Origin of the sequence: Streptomyces sp. SKN60 (genome assembly GCF_026236535.1) — a bacterium.
In the GTDB taxonomy this organism is placed as follows: domain Bacteria; phylum Actinomycetota; class Actinomycetes; order Streptomycetales; family Streptomycetaceae; genus Streptomyces.
The window spans coordinates 60,129-81,414 of the sequence record NZ_JAHTMW010000008.1; the positions used below are offsets into that span (position 1 = coordinate 60,129).

Genomic DNA, 21,286 nt, shown 5'->3' on the forward strand with positions numbered 1-21,286 from the left:
ATGCCGGTGCCGGAGGGGACGGTACGACGCAGGTCCGCGGTTCCGCCCCCGGCACGGCCGTTGTCGTGCCGTGATCCGGGACACGCCAAGGAACTTGGCTCCGGCCCGTGATCCCCGGCAGACACCGTCGTTGGTACGTACGGGGGACGCACCGGCAGCCTTCAGGACGCCCTCCCCGGGCCGCCCTGCAACGTACCGATGTGCAACGCAACCGTTACAGCGGGAGGACACCGAGCCGTGGCCGTGACCGAACCAGCTCCGGCCGTACCACCGGGCGCGCGGAGCCGCGAGGAGCCGCGCGCGACCGGCGAGGGGGGCGCCCACGAGGGCATCCTGCGCCGTCAGGCGCAGCGCGAATCCGCCGCGCGCACCTACGCGCGCTCGCTGCCGATCGTCCCGGTCCGGGCCCGGGGACTCACCATCGAGGGCGCCGACGGGCGCCGTTACCTCGACTGTCTGTCCGGCGCGGGCACCCTCGCCCTCGGGCACAACCACCCGGTGGTCCTGGAAGCCGTCCGCAAGGTCCTCGACTCGGGCGCCCCGCTGCACGTCCTGGACCTCGCCACCCCGGTCAAGGACGCCTTCGTCACCGAGCTGTTCGCCACCCTGCCGGCCGAGCTCGCGGCCGACGCCCGCATCCAGTTCTGCGGCCCGGCCGGCACCGACGCCGTCGAGGCCGCCCTCAAACTCGTCCGCACCGCCACCGGCCGGCGCGGTGTCCTCGCCTTCAGCGGCGCCTACCACGGCATGACGGCCGGCGCCCTCGACGCCTCCGGCGGCGCCGAGGACGTCCGGGTCGCCCGGCTGCCCTATCCGCGCGACTACCGCTGCCCGTTCGGCGTCGGCGGCGAGCGCGGCGCCGAACTCGCCGCCCGCTGGACCGAGACCGTCCTCGACGACCCGAAGAGCGGCATCCCCGACCCCGCCGGGATGATCCTCGAACCCGTCCAGGGCGAGGGCGGGGTCATCCCCGCCCCGGACAGCTGGCTGCGCCGCATGCGCGCGCTCACCGAGGCCCGCTCCATCCCGCTGATCGCCGACGAGATCCAGACCGGCGTCGGCCGCACCGGCGCCTTCTGGGCGGTCGACCACGCCGGCGTCGTCCCCGACGTGATGGTCCTCTCCAAGGCCATCGGCGGCTCCCTCCCGCTCGCCGTCGTCGTCTACAGGGCAGGGCTCGACGCCTGGGAACCGGGCGCCCACGCCGGCACCTTCCGCGGCAACCAGCTCGCCATGGCCGCGGGCGCCGCCACCCTCGCGTACGTCAGGGAGAACGGCCTCGCCGAGCGCGCCGGCCTGCTCGGCGCCCGCCTGATCGGCCGCCTCCAGGGCCTCGCCGCCGCCCACCCGTGCGTCGGGGACGTCCGGGGCCGCGGGCTGATGCTGGGGGTCGAACTGGTCGACCCGGAGTACGGGACGGGGCCCGGGGGCGGCGGTCCTGGGACCGCCGGCGCCGCCGGATCCGGAACGTCCGGTCCCGGGCGGTACGGCTCCGGGAGCGCCGGTCCGCGAGGCGCGGGTCCCGGGCTCGACGGTCCGGAGTCCGGAGCCGTCTGGGCCACCGGCCCCGGAACCGACGGTCCCTCCGGCCTCACGCCGCCGCCCGACCCGGAGCTCGCCGCCGAGGTGCAGCGCCAGTGCCTCGACCGGGGCCTGATCGTCGAGCTCGGCGGTCGGCACAACGCCGTCGTCCGGCTGCTTCCCCCGCTCACCCTCACCGACGAGCAGGCGGAAGCCGTCCTCGACCGCTTCGCCGACGCCCTGGCCGCGGCCGAACGCGCCCACCGGTCCCGCCCGTCCGGGCCGTCCCGCTGAACCCCGGACCGATTCCCGCCCGGTCCCCTCCCCCTCCCGAGGAAGTCCCGTGAACCCCATCACGACCACCCCCACGACCGACCCCGCGGCCCCGGCCACGAGCACCGCCACCGCCACCGCGCCGATCCCGCGCCAGTTCCCGGGCCCGCACCCCGGCCCGTACACCGGCGGGCAGAGCGACCCGGTCAAGGACGTGCAGAGCGACCCGCTGGACGACGCCGACCCCGCGCGCGCCGCCGACGCCGCCGCCGTCGAGAACCTGCTGCGCTGCTGGGTACGGGAGAAGAACCTGCCGGCGCCCGAGCCCGGCGGCACCGGTGCGGGCGACACCCTGCGCGTCCCGCTCGACGCCAGCGGCACCGCCCTCCTCGTCCCGGTCCGCCACTGGTCGCCCACCGGCTGGCACCGCTTCGGCGCGCCCGCCCTGGAAGGGCTCCCCGGCACCGCGCCCGCCGTCGACGCCGTCACCCTCGCCGCCCTGCTCGGCCGGGAGACCGGCGGCTCGGGCGGCACCGAGGCCACCGAACTCGTCGGCCGGGTCGCCGACTCGGCCCGCCGCACCGCCGAGTTCATCGCCGAACGGCGCCGCGACCCGCGCCCCGCCCCCGGCGCCGACCTCTTCCTCAGCGCCGAGCAGTCCCTGCTGCTCGGCCACCCCCTCCACCCCACCCCCAAGAGCCGCGAAGGACTCTCCGAGGCCGAGGCCCGGCTCTACTCCCCCGAACTGCACGGCTCCTTCCCGCTGCACTGGATGGCCGTCGACACCGCCGTCCTCGCCACCGACTCCGCCTGGACCGAACAGGGCCGCCCGGTCGCCGCCGCCCAGCTCACCGCCGGCCTCGCCGAGGGGCTCGACCTCCCGGCCGGCACCGTCGCCCTGCCCCTGCACCCCTGGCAGGCCCGCGAGCTGCGGCACCGCCCCGCCGTCGCCGCCCTCCTCGACGCCGGACTCCTCCACGACCTCGGCCCCTACGGCGACCCCTGGCACCCCACCTCCTCGGTCCGCACCGTGCACCGCCCCGGCGCCCGCGCCATGCTCAAGCTCTCCCTCGGCGTCCGGATCACCAACTCCCGCCGGGAGAACCTCCGCAAGGAACTCCACCGCGGCGTCGAGGTCCACCGACTGCTGCGCACCGGCCTCGTCGACCAGTGGCAGGCCGCCCACCCCGGCTTCGACATCGTCCGCGACCCGGCCTGGCTCGCCGTCGACACCCCCGACGGGCAGCCGCTGCCCGGCCTCGACGTGATGATCCGGCACAACCCCTTCGGCCCCTCCGACGACGCCGTCTGCCTCGCCGGGCTCACCGCCCCGCGGCCCTGGCCCGGCTCGCCCCGGATGCGCTCCCGCCTCGCCGACCTCGTGCTGCGGCTCGCCGCCCGCACCGGCCGGCCCACCACGGCCGTCGCCACCGAGTGGTTCCTCCGCTACCTCGACCTCGTGGTCCGCCCGATCCTGTGGCTGGACGGCCACGCCGGCGTCGCCCTGGAGGCCCACCAGCAGAACACCCTGGTCCTCCTCGACCCCGAGGGCTGGCCCACCGGCGGCCGCTACCGCGACAACCAGGGCTACTACTTCCGCGAGTCCCGCCGCGACGAACTGGAGAGCCGGCTGCCCGGCATCGGCTCCGTCAGCGACACCTTCGTCTCCGACCAGGTCACCGACGAGCGCTTCGCCTACTACCTCGGCATCAACAACGTCCTCGGCCTGATCGGCGCCTTCGGCTCCCAGCACCTCGCCGACGAGCGCGTGCTGCTCGCCGCCCTGCGCCGCTTCCTCACCGGCGCCACCGGCCTCGGCTCCCCGCTGCCGCACCGCCTCCTGGAGGCCGCCACCCTGCGCTGCAAGGCCAACCTACTCACCCGGCTGCACGGCCTCGACGAGCTCGTCGGCCCCGTCGACACCCAGTCCGTGTACGTCACCGTGACCAACCCGCTGCGCGCCTGACCGGTCCCCCCTCGCCGCCCAGCCCACCCCGACCGCCGAGAGGAGAGCGCCCCGTGCCTCCCACCGAAGCAGGCCCCGAAGCACGCCCCGGTGCCGCGCCGCCGCCCGGCACCGGGCCGAGCCCCGACGACACCCTCGACCTGCACCTGCCCGAGGAGTTCCTCGCCCTCCTCGCCACCGGCGAGCGGTTCCCGGCCGCCGCTGCCGCCGCCGGCCGTGCCGAAGGCGACCCCGTCCGCGCCGACCGTGCCGACGACGACCTGCTCGACCACGTCGCCGACTGGCGGCCCGCCGACACCCCGGCCGGGCGCTTCGCGCTCGTCCCCGTTCGCCTCGACCACGACCTGCCGCTCGTCGCGGGCTGGATGAACGACCCGGCCGTGGCCGCCTTCTGGGAGCTCCAGGGCCCCGAGAGCGTCACCGCCGACCACCTCCGCGCCCAACTCGACGGCGACGGACGCAGCGTGCCCTGCCTCGGCGTCCTCGACGGCACGCCCATGAGCTATTTCGAGATCTACCGCGCCGACCTCGACCCGCTCGCCCGCCACTACCCGGCGCGCCCGCACGACACCGGCGTCCACCTGCTCATCGGCGGCGCCCGCGACCGCGGCCGCGGCCTCGGCACCACCCTGCTGCGCGCCGTCGCCGAGCTCGTCCTCGACCACCGGCCCCGGTGCACCCGGGTCCTCGCCGAACCCGACCTGCGCAACACCCCGTCCGTCGCCGCCTTCCTCGGCGCCGGATTCCGGCTGTCCGCGGAGGTCGACCTGCCCGACAAGCGCGCCGCGCTCATGGTCCGCGACCGGGACCTGCGCCACGTGCTCTGACCACCCACGACTCAGCTCCACCGCGTGACCCACCGCGGTGCCCACCCCGAGGAGTCCCCGTGTCGACGTCCCCTGCACCCCACGACTCCGCCCCGCCGGTCCTGCACAGCCCCCCGGAACTGACCGCCGGGGCCTGGGCACGGGCCGGCGCCCGGCTGCTCGCCAAGACCGTCGCCGAGTTCGCGTACGAGGGCATCGTCCAGCCCCGTCCGGTACGGCCGGGACCGGACGGCCACTACGCCTTCGCCCTCGACGACGGCGCCGTGCTCGCCTTCACGGCCCGCCGCGGCGCGTACGACAGCTGGCGGATCACCCCCGGCTCGCTCACCCTCGACGGGAAGCCGGCCACCGACCCGCTCGACTTCCTGGTCCGGGCCCGCCGGCTGCTCGACCTCGACGGCGCCACCCTCGGCCACCTCATCCGCGAGCTCACCACCACCCTGGCCGCCGACGTCCGGCTCGACCGCACCGCGCTGCCCGCCGCCCGGCTCGCCGAGCTCGGCTACGCGGAACTGGAGGGCCACCAGACCGGCCACCCCTGGCTCGTCCTCAACAAGGGCCGGGTCGGCTTCTCCGCCGCCGACGCCGCCCGCTGGGCCCCCGAGGCCCGCCGCCCCACCCGGCTCCCGTGGATCGCCGTCAGCAGCCGGCTGGCCGCCTACCGGGGCGTGACCGGCCTCGACACCCCCGACCGGCTGTACGAGCGCGAGCTCGACCCCGAGGTCCGCGCCGCCTTCGACGGCGTGCTGCGCGAGCGGGGCCTCGACCCCGACGCCTATCTGCTGCTGCCCGTCCACCCCTGGCAGTGGGACGAGATCCTGCTGCCGCTGTACGCCCCCGCCATCGCCTCCGGAGCGGTCGTCCCGCTCCCCGCCGACGGCGACCTCCGGCTGCCGCAGCAGTCCATCCGTACCTTCCTCAACACCAGCCGCCCCGACCGGCACACGGTCAAACTGCCGCTCTCCGTCCTCAACACCCTGGTCTGGCGCGGACTGCCCACCGAGCGGACCCTCGCCGCCCCCGCCGTCACCGCCTGGGTGCACGGGCTGCGCGACGCCGACCCCTTCCTGCGCGAGGAGTGCGGGGTGATCCTCCTCGGCGAGGTCGCCTCGGTCACCGTCGAGCACCCGCTCTACGACCGGCTGCCGGAAGTGCCGTACCAGTACAAGGAGCTCCTCGGCGCGATCTGGCGCGAACCCCTCAGGCTGCCCCCGGGCGAACGCGCCCGCACCCTCGCCTCGCTCCTGCACACCGACCCCGACGGCCGGGCCTTCGCCGCCGAGCTCGTCGAGCGCTCCGGCCTCGCGCCGCGGGCCTGGCTGCAGCGCCTCTTCGCCGCCCTGCTGCCGCCGCTGCTCCACTTCCTCTACCAGTACGGCACGGTCTTCTCCCCGCACGGCGAGAACGCGGTCGTGGTCTACGACGAGCAGGACGTGCCGGTCCGCCTCGCGATCAAGGACTTCGTCGACGACGTCAACATCAGCGCCGTGCCGCTCCCCGAGCACGCCACGATGCCCGACGACGTACGGGCCGTGCTGCTCACGGAGGAGCCCGACTTCCTCACCCAGTTCATCCATTCGGGCCTTTTCGTGGGCGTCTTCCGCTATCTGGCGCCGCTGTGCGAGGAGCAACTCGACGTCCCGGAGGAGGAGTTCTGGACTTTGGTGCGCGCCGAGATCCTGCGCCACCAGGGCCGCTTCCCGGAGCTGAAGGAACGCTTCGAGCTGTTCGACCTCCTGGTGCCGCGGATCGAGCGGCTCTGTCTCAACCGCAACCGGCTGCACCTCGACGGCTACCGCGACCGCCCCGAGCGGCCGCACGCGGCCGTCGACGGCACCGTCCCGAACCCGCTCGCGTGAGCGCGGGGAGGGACCGTGGTGTCAGTGCCGCCCCGTAGGGTGGAAGGGCTATGACGAAGCCATCCCTCCCCGATCTCCTCCACGCCGCCGTCTCCGCCGTCGGCGGTGTGGAGCGCCCCGGCCAGGTCACCATGGCCGAGGCCGTGGCCGAGGCCATCGACGACGGTTCCCACCTCCTCGTCCAGGCCGGCACCGGCACCGGCAAGTCCCTCGGCTATCTCGTGCCGGCCCTCGCCCACGGGGAGCGCGTGGTGGTTGCCACGGCCACGCTGGCGCTGCAGCGCCAGCTGGTCGAGCGCGACCTGCCGCGGACGGTGGACTCGCTGCATCCGCAGCTGCGCCGCCGCCCGGAGTTCGCCATGCTCAAAGGCCGGTCGAACTATCTGTGTCTGCACCGGCTCCACGAGGGCGTGCCGCAGGACGAGGAGGAGGGCCTCTTCGACCCGTTCGAGGCGGCGGCCCCCACCAGCAAGCTCGGCCAGGACCTGCTGCGGCTGCGCGACTGGTCGGACGAGACGGAGACCGGCGACCGGGACGACCTGACGCCGGGCGTCTCCGACCGGGCCTGGGGCCAGGTCTCGGTCTCCTCGCGGGAGTGCCTGGGCGCGAGCAAGTGCGCGTACGGGGCGGAGTGCTTCGCCGAGGCGGCGCGCGAGCGCGCCAAGCTGGCCGAGGTGGTCGTCACCAATCACGCGCTGCTCGCCATCGACGCCATCGAGGGCGCCCCGGTGCTGCCGCAGCACGAGGTGCTGATCGTCGACGAGGCGCACGAGCTGGTCTCCCGGGTGACCGGGGTGGCCACCGGCGAGCTCACCCCGGGCCAGGTGAACCGGGCGGTGCGCCGGGCGGCCAAGCTGGTCGACGAGAAGGTCGCCGACCAGCTGCAGACCGCCGCCGAGGGCTTCGAGAAGCTGATGGAGCTGGCGCTGCCGGGCCGTCTGGAGGAGATCCCGGAGGACCTGGGCTACGCGCTGATGGCGCTGCGCGACGCTTCCCGCGCGGTGATCACCGCGCTCGGCTCCACCCGCGACCGCTCCGTGCAGGACGAGGACGCCGTGCGCAAGCAGGCCCTCGCCTCCGTGGAGACCGTGCACGGGGTCGCGGAGCGGATCACCCAGGGCTCGGAGTGGGACGTCGTCTGGTACGAGCGGCACGACCCCCGCGGCGGAGCCGCAAATCGATACAGTGGAGCCTCGCTGCGGGTCGCGCCGCTGAGCGTCTCCGGGCTGCTGCGGGAGAAGCTGTTCGCGGACCGTTCGGTGGTGCTGACCTCCGCCACCCTCAAGCTGGGCGGCGACTTCAACGGGGTGGGCGCCTCGCTGGGCCTCGCCCCCGAGGGCACCCAGGGCGAGGACGTGCCGGTGTGGAAGGGCATCGACGTCGGCTCGCCGTTCGACTATCCCAAGCAGGGCATCCTCTATGTCGCCAAGCATCTGAACCGGCCCGCCCGGGACGGGGAGCGCGGCGACATGCTGGATGAGCTGACCGAGCTGATGCAGGCCGCCGGCGGGCGCACGCTCGGCCTGTTCTCCTCGATGCGCGCGGCGCAGCAGGCGGCGGAGGAGCTGCGCACCCGGATCCCCGAGCTGCCGATCCTGCTCCAGGGCGAGGACACCCTCGGCGAGCTGATCAAGAACTTCTCGGCGGACCCGAAGACCTGTCTGTTCGGCACGCTCTCCCTCTGGCAGGGCGTGGACGTGCCGGGGCCGAACTGCCAGCTGGTCGTCATGGACAAGATCCCCTTCCCGCGCCCGGACGACCCGCTGATGAGCGCCCGGCAGAAGGCCGTCGAGGACGCCGGGGGCAACGGCTTCATGGCGGTCGCGGCGACCCACGCGGCCCTGCTCATGGCACAGGGCGCCGGCCGACTCGTACGGGCGACGGGCGACCGGGGCGTCGTCGCGGTCCTGGACCCGCGCCTCGCGACCGCCCGCTACGGCAGCTACCTGAAGGCCTCGCTGCCGGACTTCTGGTACACGACGGACCGCAATCAGGTGCGGAAGAGCCTGGCGGCCATTGACGCGGCGGCTAAAACAGCAACCACTAATTGAGCAACCCCTACGGCGAGCAACCACATCCGCGAGAGCGGCGCCGGTTTAGGCGCAAAAAGGGGCGGGGCCCCGGGACCGGCGCAGTGGGTCCCGGGGCCCGGTTCAGGGCTGACGAGGTGGGGTCACACCCGTCGCAGCACGGCGACGACCTTGCCGAGGATGGTGGCCTCGTCGCCGGGGATCGGCTGGTACGCCGAGTTGTGGGGGAGCAGCCAGACGTGCCCGTCCTCGCGCTTGAAGCGCTTGACGGTGGCCTCGCCGTCGAGCATGGCGGCGACGATGTCGCCGTTCTCGGCGACGGGCTGGCGGCGGACCGTGACCCAGTCGCCGTCACAGATCGCGGCCTCGATCATGGAGTCGCCGACCACCTTGAGGACGAACAGCTCACCGTCGCCGACCAGCTGCCGGGGGAGCGGAAAGACGTCCTCGACGGACTCCTCGGCCAGGATGGGCCCACCGGCGGCGATCCGGCCGACCAGGGGCACGTAGGAGGCGGCGGGCTTGCCGGTGGTGTCGGTGGGCTGGGTGCTGGGCTGGTCCGAGCCGCGCACCTCGTACGCACGGGGGCGGTGCGGGTCGCGGCGCAGGAAGCCCTTGCGCTCCAGGGCCATCAGCTGGTGTGCCACGGAGGAGGTGCTGGAGAGGCCGACGGCCTGGCCGATCTCGCGCATCGACGGCGGGTAGCCGCGGCGCTGGACGGAGTCGCGGATGACCTCGATCACCCGGCGCTGGCGGTCGGTGAGGCCGGAGCTGTCGGCCCGGATGCCTGGAGGTCGTCCGGGGAGCGAGCGCGCGGGTCGGCCGGGCTCCTCCCCGCTCATGGCGGCGTCATTCATCGCATGCACCGTCTCGAGTCGGCCCTGGGAGCGGCCCTGGGCAGTGATGGTGGCACTGTCTGCGGTGGTGGTCACGTCGTCGGCCCCTCTCGAATGTTCTCCCTGGCTGGCACAACGGTAGTTGCTTTCGAAAGGTTGCGCCAAACACACGTTCGAGTGAAAATTCGCAGTTCGCCTTACGTATGTACGAGCGTCGGTGTATACGCAGACCGGGATGCCTTCTCAAATCGGTCATTACGGTAGCCTTCGCTGCCGGACCGGAAGGGCCTCGGGGCCTCCTGTGCGCCCCGCCTCGCGGGTCCGGGCGCCGGCTGCACAGTCTGGCACCGGCGACCCCGGAAGCGGCGCCGCCGCGCCCTTCCCGTACCCTCTTGGCCGGTCGAGAGAGAGCTCGCGGAGCCCCTGGACACGCGACACGCGCAGGGCGCCGAAATGCCGACCGACCCAAGATCTAGTGGTTGGATGGCATCAGCCACCCACAAGTAGTGGTCCCGGTCTTCCGGGGCAGCTCGGATCGCCTATGCTGGTGGTCGCTTCGCGGGGCCTTGACGGGTCGGGCGGGGCTTTTCAGTCGTGCCTTGAGGGAGGGTCGGAACCACATGCACTGCCCCTTCTGCAGGCACCCCGACAGCCGCGTCGTCGACAGTCGCACCACCGACGACGGGACGTCGATCCGCCGCCGTCGCCAGTGCCCGGACTGCTCCCGTCGTTTCACGACGGTGGAGACCTGTTCGCTCATGGTGGTCAAGCGGTCCGGGGTCACCGAACCCTTCAGCCGTACCAAGGTCATCTCCGGCGTGCGCAAGGCGTGCCAGGGACGGCCCGTCACCGAGGACGCCCTCGCCAAGCTCGGCCAGCGGGTCGAGGAGGCGGTGCGCGCCACCGGGAGCGCCGAGCTGACCACCCACGACGTGGGCCTGGCCATCCTCGGCCCGCTGCAGGAGCTCGACCTCGTCGCGTACCTGCGCTTCGCGTCCGTGTACAAGGCTTTCGACAGCCTCGAAGACTTCGAGGCCGCCATCGCGGAACTCCGCGAGCGGCCTCCCGCCGGGAACGGCGAGCCCGGGGCTGCCCCCGCGGTCCCCGTTCCCGCCCACGCCGCCGACTGAGCGGCGCGCCGGACCGTCACGGTCCGGCTGCCGGCCGCCGCGCGGCCGGACGGAAGACCTGCCCCGAGCGGTCCGTGAGGCGCTCGTGGCAATTGCACTACATAACGCAGTACAGAAGACGGCGCCCTGGAATTTTCTGGGCGCTCCAGGGTGTTTTGCCCGTATATGGGAGGCGGCATGACAGAGACGGCGAGCGGTCCGGCACGTGGTTCCCGCACCAAGGGAGCCAAGGCGGCGAGCAAGGGCCTGCGTATCGAGCGCATCCACACCACCCCCGGCGTGCATCCGTACGACGAGGTGAACTGGGAGCGCCGTGACGTCGTCATGACCAACTGGCGCGACGGCTCGATCAACTTCGAGCAGCGCGGCGTCGAGTTCCCCGACTTCTGGTCGGTGAACGCGGTCAACATCGTCACCAGCAAGTACTTCCGCGGGGCCGTCGGCACCCCGCAGCGCGAGACCGGTCTCAAGCAGCTCATCGACCGGATCGTGAAGACCTACACCAAGGCCGGCGAGGACCACGGCTACTTCGCCTCGCCCGCCGACGCCGAGATCTTCGAGCACGAGCTGGCCTACGCCCTCCTGCACCAGATCTTCAGCTTCAACAGCCCGGTGTGGTTCAACGTCGGCACCCCGCAGCCCCAGCAGGTCTCCGCCTGCTTCATCCTGTCCGTCGACGACTCCATGGAGTCGATCCTCGACTGGTACAAGGAAGAGGGCATGATCTTCAAGGGCGGCTCCGGCGCCGGCCTGAACCTCTCCCGCATCCGCTCCTCCAAGGAGCTGCTCTCCTCCGGCGGCAACGCCTCCGGCCCGGTCTCCTTCATGCGCGGCGCCGACGCCTCCGCAGGAACGATCAAGTCCGGTGGCGCCACCCGCCGCGCCGCCAAGATGGTCATCCTCGACGTCGACCACCCCGACATCGAGGACTTCATCGAGACCAAGGTCAAGGAGGAGGAGAAGATCCGCGCCCTCCGCGACGCGGGCTTCGACATGGACCTGGGCGGCGACGACATCACGTCCGTCCAGTACCAGAACGCCAACAACTCCGTCCGCGTGAACGACGAGTTCATGAAGGCCGTCGAGGCCGGCGGCAGGTTCGGCCTGCGCGCCCGCATGACCGGCGAGGTCATCGAGGAGGTCGACGCCAAGGCGCTCTTCCGCAAGATGGCCGAGGCCGCGTGGGCCTGCGCCGACCCGGGCATCCAGTACGACGACACGATCAACAACTGGCACACCTGCCCGGAGTCCGGCCGCATCAACGGCTCGAACCCGTGCAGCGAGTACATGCACCTGGACAACACGTCCTGCAACCTCGCCTCGCTGAACCTGATGAAGTTCCTCAAGGACGACGGCAAGGGCAACCAGTCCTTCGACGTCGAGCGCTTCGCCCAGGTCGTCGAGCTCGTCATCACCGCGATGGACATCTCCATCTGCTTCGCCGACTTCCCCACCCAGAAGATCGGCGAGAACACCCGCGCCTTCCGCCAGCTCGGCATCGGCTACGCCAACCTCGGCGCCCTGCTGATGGCGACCGGCCACGCGTACGACTCCGACGGCGGCCGCGCCCTCGCCGGTGCCATCACCTCCCTGATGACCGGCACCTCGTACAAGCGCTCCGCCGAGCTCGCCGCGGTCGTCGGCGCCTACGACGGCTACGCCCGCAACGCCGACCCGCACCAGCGCGTCATGAAGCAGCACGCCGACGCCAACGACAAGGCCGTCCGCATGGACGACCTGGACTCGCCGATCTGGGCCGCCGCCACGGAGGCCTGGCAGGACGTGATCCGCCTCGGCGCCAAGAACGGCTTCCGCAACGCGCAGGCCTCGGTCATCGCCCCCACCGGCACCATCGGTCTCGCGATGTCCTGCGACACCACCGGCCTCGAGCCCGACCTCGCCCTGGTCAAGTTCAAGAAGCTGGTCGGCGGCGGCTCGATGCAGATCGTCAACGGCACCGTCCCGCAGGCCCTGCGCCGCCTGGGCTACCAGGAGGAGCAGATCGAGGCGATCGTCGCCCACATCGCCGAGCACGGCAATGTGATCGACGCCCCCGGCCTGAAGACCGAGCACTACGAGGTCTTCGACTGCGCCATGGGCGAGCGCTCCATCTCCGCGATGGGCCACGTCCGCATGATGGCCGCCATCCAGCCGTGGATCTCCGGCGCCCTCTCCAAGACCGTCAACCTGCCGGAGACGGCCACGGTCGAGGACGTCGAGGAGGTCTACTTCGAGGCCTGGAAGATGGGCGTCAAGGCGCTCGCCATCTACCGCGACAACTGCAAGGTCGGCCAGCCGCTCTCCGCCAAGAAGAAGGAGGACGAGAAGGCCGAGGTCACCGCGAAGTCCGAGGCGACGATCCGCGAGGCCGTCGAGAAGGTCGTCGAGTACCGCCCGGTCCGCAAGCGCCTCCCGAAGGGCCGCCCGGGGATCACCACCTCCTTCACCGTCGGTGGCGCCGAGGGCTACATGACCGCCAACTCCTACCCGGACGACGGTCTCGGCGAGGTCTTCCTGAAGATGTCGAAGCAGGGCTCGACCCTCGCGGGCATGATGGACGCGTTCTCCATCGCCGTCTCGGTGGGTCTGCAGTACGGCGTGCCGCTGGAGACGTACGTCTCGAAGTTCACCAACATGCGCTTCGAGCCGGCCGGCATGACGGACGACCCGGACGTGCGGATGGCGCAGTCGATCGTCGACTACATCTTCCGCCGCCTGGCGCTCGACTTCCTGCCCTTCGAGACCCGCTCCGCCCTCGGCATCCACTCCGCCGAGGAGCGCCAGCGCCACCTGGAGACCGGCTCGTACGAGGCGGCTGACGACGAGGTCGACGTCGAGGGCCTGGCCCAGTCGGCCCCGCGCGCCCAGGAGCTGAAGGCCGTCGCCGCCCCCGCCGTCAAGGCCGAGGTCCCGGCCCCGAAGCAGGCGCACACCTCCGCGGAGCTCGTCGAGATGCAGCTCGGCATCAGCGCGGACGCCCCGCTCTGCTTCTCCTGCGGGACCAAGATGCAGCGCGCCGGCTCGTGCTACATCTGCGAGGGCTGCGGCTCGACCAGCGGCTGCAGCTGATCAGTGACTGCATCTGATCGGTAGCTGATCGGTAGCTGAACGAAGGGGATCGACCGTGACGGTCGATCCCCTTCGTGGTGCTTGATGCGCGGAAAGAGGCGACGAGAGGCGACGAGGGCAGGATTCGAACCTGCGTCCACCCGGGATCAGAGCCGGGCGCTCCTCCGCAGAGCTTCCTCGTCGCCTTGGCTGATCATCGCGGTGGGCCGGGGGAGGGGTCAACCGATTTGCCGGGGCGCGCGGCGGCCGTCGCCGGTCACGTCCACTCCTGGGCGGCGGCACGTTTGCCCTTGCCGGAGAAGACCCCCGCCGACCGCAGCGCGCTGGCCATGAGGGGGTCCGCCACGGCGACTCCGTGCACCAGCTCGGGGGTACGCCGGAAGGGCACGGCCTCGGCGGACGGCCGGGCGGTGGTCCAGGCACCCGCCACCGGGTCCACCCGGTGCCGGGCGCAGACCGCCTCGACGAGGGAGCGCGGACACTCCTGCTCACCCCGGAGAACCTCCCAGGGCAGCGGAAGCTCGGCCCACACAGAGGTGTCGGGGTGGAGCCCGCCGCCGCTCATCCGGTGCCAGTACGCGACGTCGGCGGCCATGAGGCGCGGCACCTTGCCCGGGCAGACCCGGTCCAGGATCTCGTCCCGGCCCAACTCGCCGATCAGCGCGAACCAATGGGCCCGCGCCGTGTTCCAGGCCTGGGCCGCCTGGTTCCACGTGGACGAGTCGTCGCCGCGGCGCACGATCATAGTGTCGCGCTCCAGCGGATGCCGGTTCCAGGCGTCCTCCAGCAGGTCGGCGACCTGCCGCAGGAAGCGGCCCCACCGGACGAGCAGCCCGGTGAGGTCCTCGTCCGACACGTGCGCCAGCACCTCGGCGGTGGGGTGGACATGCGCGACCGCGTACCAGCACGTCCGCTCGGGAGCGTCCCGCAGCCGCTGGAACAGGGCCTCCGCGACCTCGTCGTAGACCTGCCGCTGCCGGCCGTTGGTGAAGATGCTGCGCATGTACCCGCGCGCCGTGACGTAGGCGACGAAGGCCGCCGTGTCCGCGTCGGCGGCGAACAGCTCGTACGGAAGGGCATGGGCGAGCGCCCCCTTGCCGGTCATCGTCACCTCGCGGCGCCGCTGCTCGTGGACGATCCGGGCCAGCTTGGCCTCCATCCGGCGCAGCAGCCGGAACCGCTTGTTGTACTGACGCTTCGACAGCGAACCGAGTCCCGCCTCCGCGCGCTCCGCCCGGTCGAGCCGGTCTCGGCCGAAGTCGTTCTCCCCGTACGCCCGGCCGATCTCCTCGCCCGCGCGCCGGATCACCGCCTCGATCCGCGCCGGATCGTCCCCGGCGTCGTCCGGCAGCTCGGGAGAGTGTGAGAACAGACCGGGGAACAGGTCGGCTGCCCGGGCGAGTTGGCGCTGCGCGCCGACGGGGCGGGCGAACTCCTCCCGCATGGAGGTGTATCCGTGCCAGAGGTTGCGCAGGGAGTTCTCGGCGGCCTTGGCGAGCGCCGTCTCGGTGGCCGGGTCGAGGGCGGTGCCCTGTGCGGCGTACAGATCCTGGACGAGTCGGGCCACGTCCTCGGGGCGCTTGCGGAGGACGAGTGTGGCGTGCAGTTCACGGAGCAGTTGTTCGACCACGGGCGACGGCATGCGGCTCACCTTGTCACCGGCGCGACGGCGCCTCCACCGGTTATCCGGCCGCCGGGCGTTCCAGGGGAGTGTCGGCGAGGAGTGGCGGCAGTGCGGAGTCTCCGTGGGGAATGCCCGTGGGGAGTGTCAGTGGGGACTGCCACCATGCCGGTATGGACTTCCTCCTCGAACCGCCCCACGGCGTCGGCCCGCTGCGCATCGGCATGCCCCGCGACGCGGCCGACGGTGCGCTGCTCTCGCTGCGGGAGCCGTCCGCGGTGTCGGCTTCCGACCAGCCGGGGCAGCACGTCTTCCGCCCCAGCGGGCTGATGGTCAGCATCCACAGCATGCGCGGGGAGCTCCTCGCGGTCGAGCTCGGGCGGCCGACGACGGCCGCCGACCGGGTCCTCTTCCGTGACGTGGACGTGTTCGGGCTGCCCGCGCGCGAGGTGGTCCGGCGGATACGGGCGTACACGCCGGTGGTGGAGGACGCGGACGATCCCGACTGCTTCCGCGCGCCCGACCTGCTGCTCGGATTCTGGCGGCCGTACGCCGTCGAGGAGGACGAACCGGCCGACGAGCCCGGCCACTTCTTCAGCTCCGTGCTCCTGGCCCGCCCCGGCTACTACGACACCCCGGCGGAGGCGGAGGCACGGCTGCGGGCAGCCGCTGCGGCCACTGCCTCGGGTGAGGAGAGGGAGGCGGGAATCCCCTCGTGACGGTGCTCTACCCATGAGTAGGCTCTGCGGTCGCGCGATCGGCGCGCACCGCAGGGGGGGACGATGACGGAACGGACGACCGGAGCGGCCCAGGGGCCGAGCGCGGGTGCCCAGGTGGCCCTGGCGCTGGTGCTCGGGGCGGGGCTCGTGGGCGGCTTCTGGTACATGGCCAAGACCTCGCAGGAGGGTGCCGCCGCAGCGCGGCCGGCTGTCTGCAGGGCGTCGAGCGGGACGCTGCCCGCGCGGTACGTCTCGGGGACGCGGCTGTGCGAGGCGCTGAACCGGCCGGACCTGCCCGCCCTGCTCGGGACGCCCGGGCAGCAGGCGCAGACCGCCTGGGGCAGCGACGGCACCCTGGAGGGCCCCGAGGGCGCCGACCGGACCCCGACGCCGTCGGGGACCGTCACCCTGGCCACATACGAGGTGGAGCTCTCGGTCTCGTACGACCGCCTCCGGGTGGCGCAGTTCGGCGCGCTGCTCGGCAACACCGCGGAGCCCACCACCTTCCAGGGGCGCCCGGCGGTGCTCTACTCGGACCGCACCATCGCGCTGCGGATCCCGCTCGGCGGCAAGGGCAAGGCCGAGTCGGGCACCGGGGGCATCGCCCGGCACCTGCTGGTCGCCAAGGACGCCAAGGACGGCGGTGGATCGTACGAACTCGTCATCTGGCGCCGGGACATGGGGGTCCCGGACGACGCGGCGCTGCTGAGGGTCGCCGAGCGGGTGCTGCCGACGGTCCCGGGCTGGGCAGGCTGAGGGAGGGCCGGCGGGGCGAGGAGCAGGTCACCTCGCCCCTGGTCGTCCGTGTCAGGCCCGGCGCTCGCCCATGACGGCGCCGAACGTGCTCGGGTCGATGTCGAAGCCCTGCAGCAGCGGCCGGAACAGCCATTCCCCGGAGCCGTCGCCGCCGGCCCCGCCGTCGCGGACGAACTCGGCGATCGTCGCCGCCGTCGCGTCCGCCACCGAGTCGAGGGCGTCGACCAGCAGATCGGTGTAGCCCTCGCGCACCCGTACGCCGGTCCGCGCGACCTCCCCGAACGTCAGCCGCCCGCCGCCCTGCTGTATGGCCACGCCCACCACCACGCGCGCGTACCGCTCGGCGAGCCGGGTGAGCTCCACGGTCATCGCCTCGTCGTAGCCGAGGCCCTGCCCCGTACGGCTGTCGCGTTGGAGGGTGATCGTGCCGTCGGGGGAGCGGCTGTCGAAGTGCACCAGATAGGCCGGGGGGCCGTACGGGGCGTCCGCCGCGTAGACCGCCGCGACGAGGTCCAGGTCGTGCGCGGGGGAACCGGCCGGACTGGGGTCCCACTTGAGCGCGACCTCGACCTTGCCGACCCCCTTGTTGAGCCCGCTCACGGTCAATCCCCTCTCTTTGTACGGTTCCTGACGAGCTGTTCATGGTGTCATGTGATCAACATGTCATCGGTGGAGGGGGAGTGCCGTATGTGGGGCGGGGAAGAGCTGGATCTGGACGCATATCTGGCGCGGATCGGGTACTCGGGGGAGATCGCCGCCGATCTCGCGACTTTGCGCGCCGTGCACCGCGCGCATGTGGAGAGCGTGCCGTTCGAGAACCTGGACGTGGCGCTCGGGCGCCGGGTCCCGCTCGACGTGAAGAGCCTGCAGGCCAAGCTGGTCGGCCGGCGCCGCGGCGGCTACTGCTACGAGCAGAACTCGCTGCTTGCCGCCGCCCTGGAGCGGATCGGCTTCGCGGTGGCCGGGCGCGGAGCCCGGAACCGTACCCGTGGCGACGCGCTGACGCCGATCACGCACGCCCTGCTCGTCGTCACGGTCGACGGGCAGCCCTGGCTCGCGGACGCCGGGTTCGGCTGGCAGGGCCCGCTGGAGCCGGTGCCGCTGACCGACGGCGCGCGCGTCGAGCAGGACGGCTGGGTCTTCGACGTCCGCGTCGAGCGGGTCGGCGCGGAGGGCGTCGGAGTGGACCGCGTCGGCGCGGAGGCGGAGGGCGTCCATGTGCTGCGCGCGCTTCGCCCGGAGGGGTGGACCGACCTCTACTCCTTCGCCCCGCACGCCCTGTACCCGGTCGACTTCGAGCTCATGAACCACTACAGCTCCAGTCATCCGCGCTCGCGCTTCATCGGCCAGGTGGTGGCCCATCGGCCCGGCGCGGTCGTGCGGCGGGCGCTGGTCCGCGACGGTCTGACCTCGGTGGGCGTGGACGGTGCGCGCGAGGAACGCCGGGTGGGGCCGGACGAGTTGACGGATGTGCTGGCCGAGGAGTTCGGAATCGAACTGGACGACGAGGAGGCCGCGGGTCTGGTGCGGGTGCAGCGGGCGTACTCCGCGGAGGTCTGACGGCGCGTCGCTCCGCCCCGTACCATGGCGCGGTGCTGGTCAAGTGGATTCGCTGCACCGTGGTGGACCGTCGAGGGTTCGAGCGGGGGCAGCGGAAGTGGGCGGGGCTGCTCGGTGAGCCGGGATTCCGGGGGCAGGGCGGGGGATGGAGCCGGCGGCGGCCGGACGTCGCCCATGTCTTCGCGTTCTGGGAGAGCCGTGCCTTCTACGACTCCTTCATGGCCCGCTCCCACGACCGGCTCGCGGCCGCGCAAGTCGGCACCTACCGGAACGCGCAGGTCAAGCTGTTCGACCACCGCTTCGACGTGAAGACCGGCTTCGAGCCGCGGTTCGCGGACGCCGACGTGGCCCGGGTCGCGCACTGCCGGGTGCACGAGGAGCGGGTGGAGCACTTCGCGCTGATGCAGGAGAAGGTCTGGAACCCGGCGATGGCCGGTTCCCCCGGCATGCTCCGCGGGCTGTTCGGCGAGGCGCCCGGGCACGAGTTCCTGGTCCTGTCGATGTGGAACTCGGCGGCGGAGCACGGGAAGTACCGGGTCGAGCGCATCGAACGGCTCGGCCTGCGGGCGCAGACCGAGGCCGACGTCGCCGCGATGAGCGGCGACGTGGTGCAGCTCGAACCGACCTGGGCGGTCTGAGGCCTCGCCTCCGGGGTGATGCGGGGCTGGGCCGGTACGGGTCGGAGGCTTCGGCCCGGCGGGCCTACGTCTGCCCCGGTTCGGCCTCCGAGCCGCCCTCCGGTCCGGCGGGCGACGGCGCGAACGCGCCCGCCCGGACCGCCGCGAGGACCGTGTCCGCCGCCTGGTCGGCGACGGCGGCGTCCACCGGCTCGCGGGTGACGAACAGGCGCAGGAAGAGCGGCGCGGAGACGGCGCGCACCACCGCGCCCGCGTCCGTCCCGGCGGGTGCCTCGCCGCGCGCCACCGCCCGCTCGACCACCGTCTCGCAGCGCCGGAACCGCTCCTCGTAGAAGGCCCGCAGGGCGTCCGCGGCGCGCGGGGACTGGAAGGCGGCGGCGACGAACGCCGTCGGTGCGGCGGCCTGCGCCGGGTCGGCGAAGGCCGCGGCCACCTCGTGCGCGAGCGCGCGCAGGTCGCCGCCGAGGTCTCCGGTGTCCGGCGCCGTCCACCGGTCCTCGCCGGCGAGGGCGAGCGCGTCCGCCAGCATGCCCTCGATCCCGCCCCAGCGGCGGTAGAGCGTCGTCTTGTGCACGCCGGAGTGCTCCGCCACGTACTCGACGGTGAGGGCGGGATAGCCGTGCTCGGCGAGCCCGGTCAGGACGGCGTCGCGGACGGCGGCGCGGGTGCGGGCGGTGCGGCCGCCGGGGCGCCGGCTCCCGGGGGCGGGAGCGGCCGAGGACTCCGTGGCGCTCTGCGGGTCATTCAATTGCTACTCCTGTTGCGTTAGCCGGTCCGAGTGTGTCACACTCTACGTAATGCGACGCTGGTTGCGTTTGTCGGTGTCGCGCTGGTTCATTCCGCTACTCACTCGGAGGCGCCCCTTGCCCACGCAGATCTCTCTTCAGGACGTGACCGTGACCCGCGGCGAACGGCTGCTGCTCGATCAGGTCTCCCTCACCGTGCGCCCCGGCGAGCGGATCGGGATCGTGGGGGAGAACGGTGCGGGCAAGTCCACCCTGCTGCGGATACTCGCCGGGCTCGACGCGCCCGACAGCGGTTCCGCCGTCACCGTCGCGGACGGCGGCGCCCGGCTGCTCGCCCAGACCCCCGAGCTCCCGCCGCACGCCACCGTCGCCGACGCGATCGACGACGCGCTCGCGGAGCTGCGCGGCACCGAGCACCGGCTGCGCGCTCTCGAAGCGGACCTGGGCACGGCGGACGAGCGCGCCCTGGCGGAGTACGGGGAGCTGCTCACCGCCTACGAGCTGCGCGGGGGATACGAGGCGGACGCCCGGGTCGACAAGTCGATGCACGGACTCGGCCTCGGCCACATCGGCCGGGAACGTGTGCTCGGCAGCCTCTCCGGCGGGGAGCAGGCCCGCCTCGGCATCGCCTGCGCCCTCGCCGCCGCGCCCGAGGTGCTCTTCCTCGACGAGCCCACCAACCATCTCGACGCCCACGCGCTCGACTGGCTGGAGGACGCCCTGCTCGCCCACCGCGGCACGGTCGTGGCCGTCTCCCACGACCGGGTCTTCCTGGAGCGGGTGACCACCGCGATCCTGGAGGTCGACGCCGACCGCCGCACGGTCGTGCGGTACGGCGAGGGGTACGCCGGCTTCCGCGCCGAACGGACCGCCGCCCGCCGCCGCTGGGAACAGGCCCACGCCGACTGGCGCGCCGAGACGGCCCGGCTGGAGGAGTACACCCGCACCACCGCCCAGGGCGTCGCCCTGGGACGGGCCATCAAGGACAACAACAAGATGGCCTACGACCGGGCGGGCGGCCGGGTGCAGGCCTCCGTCTCCGGACGCGTGCGCAACGCCCAGGAACGGCTGCGCCGCCTCCGCGAGGAGCCCGTCCCCGAGCCCCCGCGCCCGCTCGCCTTCGCCGCCCGGCCCGTCGCCGGCCGCGCCGAGGGCCGGCTCGTCGAGCTCACCGGCGTCCGCGTCGGCGACCGGCTCGCCGTCGACGCGCTGACCGTCTCCGCCGGTGAGCGGCTGCTCGTCCACGGCGGCAACGGGGCCGGCAAGTCCACCCTGCTCCGGGTCATGTCGGGACTCGTCGAACCCGACGCCGGGCAGGTGACCCGCCGAGGCCGGATCGGCCACCTGGCCCAGGAGATACCGGGCGGCCGCCCCACAGAGCGGCTCCTGGCCGCCTTCGGGCGCGGCCTCGGCCTCCCCGAGGACGAGCGGGCCGAACTGCTCCTCTCGTACGGACTGTTCCGCCCCGCCGACCTCACGGTGCCGGTCGGCCGGCTCTCCGCCGGGCAGCGCCGCCGCCTCGCCCTGGCCCGGCTGCTCGCCCGCCCCGCCGATCTGCTGCTGCTCGACGAGCCGGCCAACCATCTGGCCCTCGGTCTGGTCGAGGAGCTGGAGCAGGCCCTGGAGCAGTGGCCGGGAGCCGTGGTCGTGGTCTCCCACGACCGTGCGCTGCGGCGCCGTTTCACCGGCCGCATACGCCGGATGGACGCCGGACGCCTGGCCGGCTGAGCCGCCC

Annotated in this window: 16 protein-coding genes and 1 tRNA gene; 12 read left to right on the forward strand and 5 right to left on the reverse strand. The window is 73.0% G+C overall.

The genetic code is table 11. The features are described from left to right. Positions 1 to 237 precede the first annotated feature (237 nt). The 5 genes from KV205_RS15150 to KV205_RS15170 are packed head-to-tail and all read left to right on the forward strand — an operon-like array spanning position 238 to position 8,497. Complete coding sequence (locus KV205_RS15150; protein ID WP_374214674.1) at positions 238 to 1,815, forward strand: diaminobutyrate--2-oxoglutarate transaminase family protein; 1,578 nt, start codon at positions 238 to 240, stop codon at positions 1,813 to 1,815. Positions 1,816 to 1,864: 49 nt separating this feature from the next. Then, positions 1,865 to 3,760 (forward strand): IucA/IucC family siderophore biosynthesis protein, encoded by a 1,896-nt coding sequence (locus KV205_RS15155; protein WP_265864874.1) that lies wholly within the window; start codon positions 1,865 to 1,867, stop codon positions 3,758 to 3,760. 53 nt (positions 3,761 to 3,813) lie between these two features. Next, a complete protein-coding gene (locus KV205_RS15160) occupies positions 3,814 to 4,587 on the forward strand; it encodes a GNAT family N-acetyltransferase (protein ID WP_265864875.1) in 774 nt (257 codons plus the stop codon). Positions 4,588 to 4,646: 59 nt separating this feature from the next. Then, positions 4,647 to 6,446 carry an IucA/IucC family siderophore biosynthesis protein gene (locus KV205_RS15165; RefSeq protein WP_265864876.1) on the forward strand — a complete coding sequence of 600 codons (1,800 nt, stop codon included), beginning with the start codon at positions 4,647 to 4,649 and terminating at the stop codon, positions 6,444 to 6,446. Between the two features lie 50 nt (positions 6,447 to 6,496). Continuing rightward, the gene (locus KV205_RS15170; RefSeq protein WP_265864877.1) at positions 6,497 to 8,497 is read left to right on the forward strand and encodes an ATP-dependent DNA helicase; all 2,001 of its coding nucleotides are present in this window, start codon (positions 6,497 to 6,499) and stop codon (positions 8,495 to 8,497) included. A 122-nt stretch (positions 8,498 to 8,619) separates the two neighbouring features. Here KV205_RS15170 and lexA read toward each other — a convergent pair whose 3' ends face one another. Then, a complete protein-coding gene (gene lexA / locus KV205_RS15175) occupies positions 8,620 to 9,408 on the reverse strand; it encodes a transcriptional repressor LexA (protein ID WP_265864878.1) in 789 nt (262 codons plus the stop codon). Between the two features lie 524 nt (positions 9,409 to 9,932). On the opposite strand from lexA, the gene nrdR reads away from it, so the two are divergent. Together nrdR and KV205_RS15185 are read left to right on the forward strand one after the other, a co-directional pair. Next, the gene (gene nrdR / locus KV205_RS15180) at positions 9,933 to 10,442 is read left to right on the forward strand and encodes a transcriptional regulator NrdR (protein WP_265864879.1); all 510 of its coding nucleotides are present in this window, start codon (positions 9,933 to 9,935) and stop codon (positions 10,440 to 10,442) included. A gap of 177 nt (positions 10,443 to 10,619) precedes the next feature. Further along, complete coding sequence (locus KV205_RS15185) at positions 10,620 to 13,511, forward strand: vitamin B12-dependent ribonucleotide reductase (RefSeq protein ID WP_265864880.1); 2,892 nt, start codon at positions 10,620 to 10,622, stop codon at positions 13,509 to 13,511. Between the two features lie 109 nt (positions 13,512 to 13,620). Here the strand turns inward: KV205_RS15185 and KV205_RS15190 are convergent. Together KV205_RS15190 and KV205_RS15195 are read right to left on the reverse strand one after the other, a co-directional pair. Continuing rightward, positions 13,621 to 13,693, reverse strand: a tRNA-Gln gene (locus KV205_RS15190). A gap of 74 nt (positions 13,694 to 13,767) precedes the next feature. After that, positions 13,768 to 15,153, reverse strand: coding sequence for a hypothetical protein (locus tag KV205_RS15195; protein ID WP_265864881.1), 1,386 nt, complete (start codon positions 15,151 to 15,153; stop codon positions 13,768 to 13,770). Positions 15,154 to 15,305: 152 nt separating this feature from the next. Here KV205_RS15195 and KV205_RS15200 point away from each other — a divergent pair, with 152 nt between their 5' ends. Both KV205_RS15200 and KV205_RS15205 read left to right on the forward strand, forming a co-directional pair. Further along, entirely contained in the window at positions 15,306 to 15,851 is a 546-nt protein-coding gene (locus KV205_RS15200; protein ID WP_265864882.1) for a hypothetical protein, read from the forward strand. Positions 15,852 to 15,914: 63 nt separating this feature from the next. Continuing rightward, entirely contained in the window at positions 15,915 to 16,607 is a 693-nt protein-coding gene (locus KV205_RS15205) for a DUF6215 domain-containing protein (RefSeq protein ID WP_265864883.1), read from the forward strand. A gap of 51 nt (positions 16,608 to 16,658) precedes the next feature. Here KV205_RS15205 and KV205_RS15210 read toward each other — a convergent pair whose 3' ends face one another. Then, positions 16,659 to 17,207, reverse strand: a complete 549-nt coding sequence (locus KV205_RS15210; RefSeq protein ID WP_265864884.1) for a TerD family protein — start codon at positions 17,205 to 17,207, stop codon at positions 16,659 to 16,661. Between the two features lie 87 nt (positions 17,208 to 17,294). On the opposite strand from KV205_RS15210, the gene KV205_RS15215 reads away from it, so the two are divergent. After that, complete coding sequence (locus tag KV205_RS15215; RefSeq protein ID WP_265864885.1) at positions 17,295 to 18,167, forward strand: arylamine N-acetyltransferase; 873 nt, start codon at positions 17,295 to 17,297, stop codon at positions 18,165 to 18,167. A gap of 32 nt (positions 18,168 to 18,199) precedes the next feature. Then, positions 18,200 to 18,805 carry a YdbC family protein gene (locus tag KV205_RS15220; protein ID WP_265864886.1) on the forward strand — a complete coding sequence of 202 codons (606 nt, stop codon included), beginning with the start codon at positions 18,200 to 18,202 and terminating at the stop codon, positions 18,803 to 18,805. Between the two features lie 64 nt (positions 18,806 to 18,869). Here the strand turns inward: KV205_RS15220 and KV205_RS15225 are convergent, their stop codons facing one another. Continuing rightward, positions 18,870 to 19,553 (reverse strand): TetR/AcrR family transcriptional regulator, encoded by a 684-nt coding sequence (locus KV205_RS15225; RefSeq protein ID WP_265864887.1) that lies wholly within the window; start codon positions 19,551 to 19,553, stop codon positions 18,870 to 18,872. A 115-nt stretch (positions 19,554 to 19,668) separates the two neighbouring features. Between KV205_RS15225 and KV205_RS15230 the strand changes: the two genes are divergently transcribed. Further along, positions 19,669 to 21,279, forward strand: coding sequence for an ABC-F family ATP-binding cassette domain-containing protein (locus tag KV205_RS15230; protein WP_265864888.1), 1,611 nt, complete (start codon positions 19,669 to 19,671; stop codon positions 21,277 to 21,279). Positions 21,280 to 21,286 lie beyond the last annotated feature (7 nt).

Coding starts and splice junctions, on each gene's coding strand:
- KV205_RS15170 (WP_265864877.1), top strand. CDS start 6,497: ATGACGAAGCCATCCCTCCCCGATCTCCTCCACGCCGCCGTCTCCGCC.
- nrdR (WP_265864879.1), top strand. CDS start 9,933: ATGCACTGCCCCTTCTGCAGGCACCCCGACAGCCGCGTCGTCGACAGT.
- KV205_RS15185 (WP_265864880.1), top strand. CDS start 10,620: ATGACAGAGACGGCGAGCGGTCCGGCACGTGGTTCCCGCACCAAGGGA.
- KV205_RS15195 (WP_265864881.1), bottom strand. CDS start 15,153: ATGCCGTCGCCCGTGGTCGAACAACTGCTCCGTGAACTGCACGCCACA.
- KV205_RS15200 (WP_265864882.1), top strand. CDS start 15,306: ATGGACTTCCTCCTCGAACCGCCCCACGGCGTCGGCCCGCTGCGCATC.
- KV205_RS15205 (WP_265864883.1), top strand. CDS start 15,915: ATGACGGAACGGACGACCGGAGCGGCCCAGGGGCCGAGCGCGGGTGCC.
- KV205_RS15215 (WP_265864885.1), top strand. CDS start 17,295: ATGTGGGGCGGGGAAGAGCTGGATCTGGACGCATATCTGGCGCGGATC.